The 7,486-nt window shown below is 64.4% G+C and carries 7 protein-coding genes and 1 pseudogene; all 8 read right to left on the bottom strand.

Going from position 1 to position 7,486, the window contains the following annotated elements; translation table 11 throughout:
* Window positions 1–132: 132 nt before the first annotated feature.
* Complete coding sequence (locus tag Taqua_RS12460; protein ID WP_144326922.1) at window positions 133–423, bottom strand: CopK family periplasmic copper-binding protein; 291 nt, start codon at window positions 421–423, stop codon at window positions 133–135.
* A 412-nt stretch (window positions 424–835) separates the two neighbouring features.
* Complete coding sequence (locus tag Taqua_RS12455) at window positions 836–3,193, bottom strand: heavy metal translocating P-type ATPase (RefSeq protein WP_144326921.1); 2,358 nt, start codon at window positions 3,191–3,193, stop codon at window positions 836–838.
* Window positions 3,194–3,197: 4 nt separating this feature from the next.
* Complete coding sequence (locus tag Taqua_RS12450; RefSeq protein ID WP_062196592.1) at window positions 3,198–3,443, bottom strand: DUF2933 domain-containing protein; 246 nt, start codon at window positions 3,441–3,443, stop codon at window positions 3,198–3,200.
* Window positions 3,444–3,462: 19 nt separating this feature from the next.
* The gene (locus Taqua_RS12445) at window positions 3,463–3,945 is read right to left on the bottom strand and encodes a DUF411 domain-containing protein (protein ID WP_043702089.1); all 483 of its coding nucleotides are present in this window, start codon (window positions 3,943–3,945) and stop codon (window positions 3,463–3,465) included.
* A gap of 24 nt (window positions 3,946–3,969) precedes the next feature.
* Window positions 3,970–4,482: a cupredoxin domain-containing protein gene (locus tag Taqua_RS12440; protein ID WP_162860647.1), complete on the bottom strand. Its 513-nt coding sequence runs from the start codon at window positions 4,480–4,482 to the stop codon at window positions 3,970–3,972.
* Between the two features lie 54 nt (window positions 4,483–4,536).
* Window positions 4,537–5,454: a copper resistance protein B gene (locus Taqua_RS12435; RefSeq protein WP_246094724.1), complete on the bottom strand. Its 918-nt coding sequence runs from the start codon at window positions 5,452–5,454 to the stop codon at window positions 4,537–4,539.
* Window positions 5,455–5,477: 23 nt separating this feature from the next.
* Window positions 5,478–7,337: a copper resistance system multicopper oxidase gene (locus Taqua_RS12430; protein WP_144326919.1), complete on the bottom strand. Its 1,860-nt coding sequence runs from the start codon at window positions 7,335–7,337 to the stop codon at window positions 5,478–5,480.
* Window positions 7,338–7,354: 17 nt separating this feature from the next.
* A pseudogene (locus Taqua_RS13620) lies at window positions 7,355–7,486 on the bottom strand (IS481 family transposase); the annotation flags it as partial.

Here is a 7,486-nt window from a genome sequence, read left to right as displayed (position 1 = left end):
GCGTTCTTGTGCAGTCGAACCATCATGACTTTTGCCTCCGTAGTTCCTCGATCAGCTCACGCATCGTCTCGCGACCTATGAATAATGCACGACGTCGCGGATCAATGCAATCGTCCGGGACCTGACAAGTAGTCAACGGTTGGAATGACCCTGACGGAGAAGAGCATCGAGTCGAGCGACCTCGTTGCCGTTGGCTGTAATCTTCTGGCCATCGACCGTTTCGAGCGATTGCCCCTCTTTCAGGTGGATAGCCCGTCCGAACTTGTCTTCCAGCGCCATCTTGCCGTCCTCGAATAGGGTTCCACCGTCCTTGAGGAGGAACATTTTCTTGGCGCTGGCCGCTGCCGCGTCACCAGCGAACGATGGGGTTACGATGGCGCTCAGCACGGTGGCGGCGACAACAGCGGTAATCCTGGCTTTCATCTCTACACTCCTTTCAATCAAACGTGAAGGCATTTCTGTCAATGCCTTGTGCGACTGCACAGTATGTATTCTGCGAAGCCACCGCTGACGGGAAGATGAGACGGCCGTTACGTATATGTCAGATTCCATTCGGGATGGGATCGGGATTAATTGTCGTGTGCCAATCTCAATGCATTCCTGCTCACCGAGGCGGGGCGCGGACTCATCGCCACATCGGTGCAAGTGCTTATGGCGATGCCGACTGGGCGCCAAGTGCGGTATCGGTGTGAGGCGGCTCAGGTGCCGTGGTCGAGAGCATTCCAGGCCTCGATAGGGATCAGGTGTCCAACGTCGGGTGGCAACCGATACGACAGACCCAGCGATCTGGGAGTGCAACCAGCACCCACCACGGCACGCGCGACGATCCTCGTGTTCAGACAAGACGGACGCCGCGCAAACGCAGCGCATTGCCGATCACCGATGCGGAGCTGAGACTCATCGCCAGGGCGGCGATCAACGGTGAAAGCAGCCAACCGGTGAGCGGATACAGCACGCCGGCCGCAATGGGAATGCCCAGTGCGTTGTAGAGAAAGGCGAACATCAGGTTCTGCTTCATGTTGCGGACCGTGGCCACTGACAAGGCGCGCGCCACCGCAATACCGCGCAGGTCACCCTTGACGAGCGTGATCTGTGCGCTGTTCATCGCCACGTCGGTGCCGGTGCCCATGGCGATACCGACGTCGGCCTTTGCCAAGGCCGGAGCATCATTGATGCCGTCACCAGCCATCGCAACGATACGCCCCTCGCGCTGCAGCCGCTCCACCAGTTGCAGTTTGTCGGCGGGCTTGACCTCGCCATGCACCTCATCGATGCCCAAGCGCGCCGCCACGGCCTTGGCCGTGGTCAGACCGTCGCCCGTGGCCATGACGACGCGCAAGCCCTCCGCGCGCAGCGACGCCAGCGCTTGCGGTGTGGTCTTCTTCACCGGGTCGGCGACGGCCAGGACTGCGGCGAGCACGCCATCGACGGCCAGATGCATCACGCTGGCACCCTCACCGCGCAGCGCCTCCGCCCGCTCGGCCAATGGCCGCACGTCCACACCGAGCTGTTCCATCAGCGCGGTGTTGCCCAGTGCCACGGCATGTCCATCGACGCGCCCGCGCACGCCGATGCCTGAGTGCGAGTCGAACTCCTCGGCGCGTGAGAGCACCAGGCCCTGCTCGCGCGCGGCCGTGACGATGGCTTCCGCCAGCGGGTGCTCGCTGCCCTGGTCGAGGCTGGCAGCCAGTCGCAAGGCCTCGTCGGCGGTGAAGCCTTCGGCTGCAATCGTCGTTTGATAGCGCGGCCGGCCTTCGGTCAAGGTGCCGGTCTTGTCGACGATCAGGGTATCGACCTGGCGCATTTTCTCGATCGCGGCGGCATCGCGAAACAGCACCCCCTGCGTAGCCCCTCGCCCGGTCGCCACCATGATCGACATGGGCGTGGCCAAGCCCAGCGCGCAGGGGCAGGCGATGATCAGCACAGCCACGGCATTGATGAGGCCAAAAACCCAACGCGGTTCCGGCCCGAACAGGCCCCAGGCAAAAAAGGTCAACACGGCGATGACCACCACCGCGACCACGAAGTGGCCCGCCACGACATCGGCCATGCGCTGCATCGGCGCCCGGGAGCGCTGCGCCTGCGCCACCATCTGCACAATCTGGGACAGCATGGTCGCCGCGCCGACACGTTCGGCGACCATGACGAGCGCGCCACTGGTATTGAGTGTCGCGCCGATGACCTTGTCGCCCACCCGCTTGGTCACGGGCAGGGACTCCCCCGTCAGCATCGATTCGTCCACAGCGCTGCTGCCCTCGATTACCGTACCATCTACCGGAACCTTTTCGCCGGGTCGAATGCGCAGCCGATCGCCGACATGGATGTGCGTCAGGGGCACGTCCTCTTCCGTGCCATCGTCGCGAAGGCGCCGGGCGGTCTTGGGGGCCAGTCCGAGCAAGGACTTGATGGCGGCCGAGGTCTGCGAACGCGCCTTGAGTTCCAGTACCTGCCCCAGCAGGGTCAGGGAGATGATCACCGCCGCCGCCTCGAAGTACACCGCGACCCGTCCCATGGACACGAACGAGTCCGGGAACAGTTGTGGGGCCACGGTTGCTGCCACGCTGTAGACGAACGCCGCCCCGGTGCCCAGCCCGATCAGGGTCCACATGTTCGGGCTGCGATGGACCACGGACTGCCAGCCGCGCACGAAGAACGGCCAGCCCGCCCACAGGACGATGGGCAGGGACAAAACGAGTTCGATCCAGGTCTGTGTGCGCGCCTCGAACCAATGCAACTGGTGGCCGAACATGGCAAGCACAGTGACCATGACGGTCAGCGGCAGGGTGTACCAGAAGCGGCGCTGGAAATCGCGCAGCTCGGGACTCTCTTCTCCTTCGAGATCCGGCAGCACCGGCTCCAGCGCCATGCCGCACTTCGGACAATAGCCGGGGTGATCCTGCCGGATCTCGGGGTGCATGGGGCAGGTGTAGATGGTTCCTGCGGCCAGCGCCGGCGCTTCGACAGGCGAAGGCGCGTGGCCGCTGTGGGCATAGCGCGCCGGTTCGGCGACGAACTTCGCCCGGCACCGGGCGCTGCAGAAATAAAAGCGCCGGCCTGCGTGTTCGACGTGGTGCTCGGACTGCGCGGTCACGTCCATGCCGCAGACAGGGTCCTTCAGACCTTCGGCCCGCTGCTGTGCGCTCGGGTGGTCGTGGGTGTGTCGGCGGTGGTCGTGCGCAGATCGCAGGTCCATGGCTTCAGGCCTCTTTGTCGGGGCGGTTGTCGGGCAGTGCGCCATGCCTGCCGTGGCCATGCAGCAGGTGCATCAGCGGGCACGCCAGCAGCAACAAGTATACCCAATTGCCTGCGACATGGCTCCAGTGCTCGCGCAGCAGATAGAAGCCGCCGATGAGGGCAACCATCAGCAACGCGATCCTGACACGCCGGCTCAGGCCGGACGAGCCACGCGTGTCGGGGTGGTGATCATGATGCGTCGCGCTCATCGCCGGGTGAGGGGTTTCTTCATGGATGGGAACTGAACACTTGTGCCGACCCGTCTTTCCCAACCAGCAAGACCTGGTAGGCATCACGTCGGCCGCCATACACCGGCCCGTCCATGCCGGGTGAACCAATGGGCATGCCCGGCACCGCCAAGCCCAGGGCTTGGGGCTTTTCCTTGAGCAGCCGCTGGATGTCCGTGGCGGGTACGTGGCCTTCGATCACATAGCCCTGGATCAGGGCCGTATGGCAGGAACCGAATTTCTGCGGCATCCCGAGGCGAGCGCGGGCCGCGCCGTTGCCCTGGTCGACGGCATTCACGCGGAATCCGCTTTTCTCCAGGTGGGCAATCCAGTCCTTGCAACACCCACAGTTCGGGTCCTTCCACACCTGCACGGCAAGCGTCTGCGGTGCGGCGGCTGGTGCCAGGGAGGGAAGACTCAGCGCAAGCACCGCCAGCAGCAGCCTGCGCCGCCGGGGGAACGGTTGATCAACGGTTTGGTGCATGACAAGGACCCCCGGTGACGCTGCTTATTCGACGACGATCTTGCCCACCATGCCCGCTTCCATATGGCCGGGGATGAGGCAGGCGAAGTCCACCGTACCGGGCTGATCGAACTGCCAAACCAGCCCGCCGCGCTGGCCAGGCTGGAGCGTCACCATGTTCGGCTCGGCATGCTGCATCTGGGGCATCTTGCGCATCATCTCGGCGTGCGCCTTGAGTTCCTTCATTGAGCCGATCACCATTTCGTGCGGCACCTTGCCCGTGTTCTTGACGAAAAAGCGGATGGTCTCGCCCTTCTTGACCGCGATGTTCGCCGGCGTGAACCGCATCGAGTCGTCCATGACCACCTCGATGGTGCGGTCGACCTTGGCGGGATCGCCTGGTTTGCCGACGTTGGAGTGTGATGCGCCACCGTGCATCGAACCGTGCATGCCTTGCATGTCGTGCCCGGCCATGCCATGGCCGCCCTGATGATTGCCGGCGGCCAGCGCCAACACAGGCAACGCGCTCAGCGCCAAAACGCTCAAGGTTTTCTTCATCATCGGTTTCTCCTTAGGGTTGGTAAATAAGATCGGAGTTGCGCGTGGCGGCTTCTAGAACCACAGCCGCACACCCGCCACATAACGCGTTTCCCGGGTACGCTGTCCTTCGGCGCGCGCAAAATCGGCGGTCTGTCCGAACTTGCGAGCCCATTCGACGCCGACGTAGGGCGCGAACTGGCGCGAGAACTCGTAACGCAGGCGCAGGCCTGCCGCCGCATCGGCCAGCCCACTTCCCAGGCCACGCGCTTCATCGCGCTGGCGATACAGATTGACTTCCATGCGGGGCTGCAGAATCAGGCGCTGGGTGAGCAGGAGTTCGTACTCGCCCGACAGGCGCAGTGCCGCGCGTCCCGAGCTGCCGACGTAGGCGGTGGCATCGACATTGAACCAGTACGGGGCGAGCCCTTGGATGCCCACAGCGAGCCAAGTCCGGTCAGGGCCGGCGCCGCTGTCCTGCCGCACCCCGAGTTGGGTGTCCCAGTACGAGGCGATCGCATGGCCCCACAGGACCTCCGTGCGTGCCTCCTCCAGTTTGCCTTTGGCGACGTCACCCTCGGCCTTGAGGACCAGGCGGTCGTAGGTGCCGCCGAACCAGGCTTGCGCGTCATAGGCGGTCGCGTTCCCGTCCTTCGTGTAAACGCGCTCCAGGCGATCGAGGAGCACGCTGCCGAACGCATGTTCATCGGACAGCCGAAGTTGCCGTGGCCCGGGGAGTGCGTAAGGGCCCGACTCCAAAGTCAAGCCATTGGAATACGCGTGCGGATCACGGGCATCGGCGGGGGCGGGGCCGCCCTGCATGTTCATGCTGCCGTGGTCCATGGTGGCGCTCGCGGGCGATTCGGCTCGCGTTGGGGCTGGAGCCGTGCCCGGGTGCCCGGCATGGCCGCCGCCTTCCATCGTTGTTTGCGCCCAGACGGGTGCCGCACCGAGCAACACCAGCGCCGCAGTGAAGAGAGAGCAGGGTTTCATGGCGAATCTACTTGGGATGAGTTTCATGACACGACCACCACGCGGAACATGCCCATGTCCATGTGCAACATCAGGTGGCAGTGCCAGGCCCAACGCCCCAGGGCGTCGGCGGTCACGAGGAAGCTGACGCGCTGCGCGGGTTGAACCGGGACGGTGTGGCGACGCACCAGGAACTGCCCGTCGGGCGTTTCCACCTCGCTCCACAGCCCGTGCAAATGCATCGGGTGGGTCATCATCGTGTCGTTGTGCAGGATGACGCGCACCCGCTCGCCGTACTTCAGGTGCACCGGCGTGCTCTTGCCGAACTCGAGGCCGTCGAGCGACCAGGCATAGCGCTCCATGTTGCCGGTGAGGTGCAGCTCGATCTCGCGCTCGGCCCCGCGTGGGTCGAGAGGGCCGCCGATCGTTTTGAGGTCGGCCAGCGTCAGCACGCGCCGGCCGTTGTTGCGCAGGCCAATGCCCGGATCGTCAAGATTGGTGCGCGGCATGTCCACCCGCATATCCGTGCTTGGGCCGTATTCCGTGCGTGCGTGACGGACCGTGGCGCTGGGCTTGGCCATCGCGCCGCCTGTCATGCCATGCATCGCGTGCTGGCCGTGATCCATGGCCATCGCGCCATGGTTCATGCCGGACATGTCGTGCTTCATGCCCGGCATGTCGTGGCCCATCGCGCCGTGGTCCATCGCGCCCATGGCCGAGCCGCCATGCCCCATCGCGCCGTGGTCCATCGCGCCCATCATGTCGGCCATGGTGAGCCATTCGACAGGGTCGAGTGCAGGAACCGGGGCTTCGAGTCCTTCGCGAACTGCGAGCGTGCCACGGGCAAATCCAGAACGATCCATCGCTTGCGCGAAGATCGTGTAGGCGTCCTCTCGGGGCGTGACGATCACGTCGTAGGTCTCGCCCGGCCCGAAGCGGAACTCATCGACGGTCACGGGCTCGACGTTCTGCCCGTCGCTTTGCACCACCGTCATCTTGAGCCCCGGGATGCGCACGTCGTAGAAGGTGTTGGCCGCGCCGTTGATGAACCGCAGACGCACGCGCTCGCCCGGCCGGAACAGGCCAGTCCAATTGCCGGCAGGGGTGACGCCGTTCATCAGGTAGGTCAATGTCGCCCCCGAGAGATCGGCCAGATCGGTCGGGTTCATCCGCATCTGGTTCCACATCGCACGCTTGTCGAGTGCGCGGGAAAGCCCCATGTCGGCGACGTCGCGGAAGAAGTCAATGGCCGTCGGCTGGTGGTAGTTGTAGTAGTCGCTCTGCACCTTGAGCTTGGCGAGCACCCGCATGGGGTCTTCGTCGGTCCAGTCGGACAGCTGCACCACGTAGTCCCGGTCGGCGCGGATAGGGTCTGCCTCACGCGGCTCGACGATCAACGCCCCGTACATGCCGGTCTGCTCCTGCGTGCCGGAGTGCGAGTGATACCAGTAGGTGCCGGTTTGTTCGAGACGGAACTGGTAGGTGAAGGTTTCGCCAGGGGCGATGCCCGGGAAACTGACCCCAGGCACCCCGTCCATCTGGTAGGGCAGGATGATCCCGTGCCAGTGGATCGACGTGGCTTCGCGCAGGCGGTTGGTGACGCGGATGGTGACCGTGTCGCCTTCCCGAAGTTTGAGCGTCGGCGCCGGGATGGAGCCGTTGATGGTGGTCGCCATCCTTGGCCTGCCGGTGAAGTTGACCGGCGACTCGGCAACCACCAGGTCGATGTTCGTGCCGCTGAGCACGGGCGCCGCACCCGTGCGCGTGTCGGCCAGCCCCTGTGCCGCAGCACGCACCCAGGGTGACAGGCCGACCATCACGCCGCCGGCGACCAAGCCGCGCACGAAGCGCCGCCGCGAGGGCATCAACGGCAATGGCAAATGAAACGGACTCAAAGATGACATGGGCTTCTCGCGATGAGTTACTTGTCAGGTCCCGGACGATTGCGTGGCACTTTTATGAAAAGTTCCGGTTTTTCTTTGTACCATCTTTTCATGGCCTCGATGGGCGGGACATGTCCCAGGGCTTTCTGGGGGATGTGGTGATTGTACAG

The organism is Tepidimonas aquatica, from assembly GCF_007556585.1.
Classification (GTDB): Bacteria; Pseudomonadota; Gammaproteobacteria; order Burkholderiales; family Burkholderiaceae_C; genus Tepidimonas; species Tepidimonas aquatica.
This window is presented reverse-complemented; position numbering and strand designations above follow the sequence as displayed.

Excerpts from the sequence above, each read along its gene's own strand:
- Taqua_RS12460 (WP_144326922.1), bottom strand. The coding sequence starts at position 423 with ATGAAAGCCAGGATTACCGCTGTTGTCGCCGCCACCGTGCTGAGCGCC.
- Taqua_RS12455 (WP_144326921.1), bottom strand. The coding sequence starts at position 3,193 with ATGGACCTGCGATCTGCGCACGACCACCGCCGACACACCCACGACCAC.
- Taqua_RS12450 (WP_062196592.1), bottom strand. The coding sequence starts at position 3,443 with ATGAGCGCGACGCATCATGATCACCACCCCGACACGCGTGGCTCGTCC.
- Taqua_RS12445 (WP_043702089.1), bottom strand. The coding sequence starts at position 3,945 with ATGCACCAAACCGTTGATCAACCGTTCCCCCGGCGGCGCAGGCTGCTG.
- Taqua_RS12440 (WP_162860647.1), bottom strand. The coding sequence starts at position 4,482 with ATGAAGAAAACCTTGAGCGTTTTGGCGCTGAGCGCGTTGCCTGTGTTG.
- Taqua_RS12435 (WP_246094724.1), bottom strand. The coding sequence starts at position 5,454 with ATGAAACCCTGCTCTCTCTTCACTGCGGCGCTGGTGTTGCTCGGTGCG.
- Taqua_RS12430 (WP_144326919.1), bottom strand. The coding sequence starts at position 7,337 with ATGTCATCTTTGAGTCCGTTTCATTTGCCATTGCCGTTGATGCCCTCG.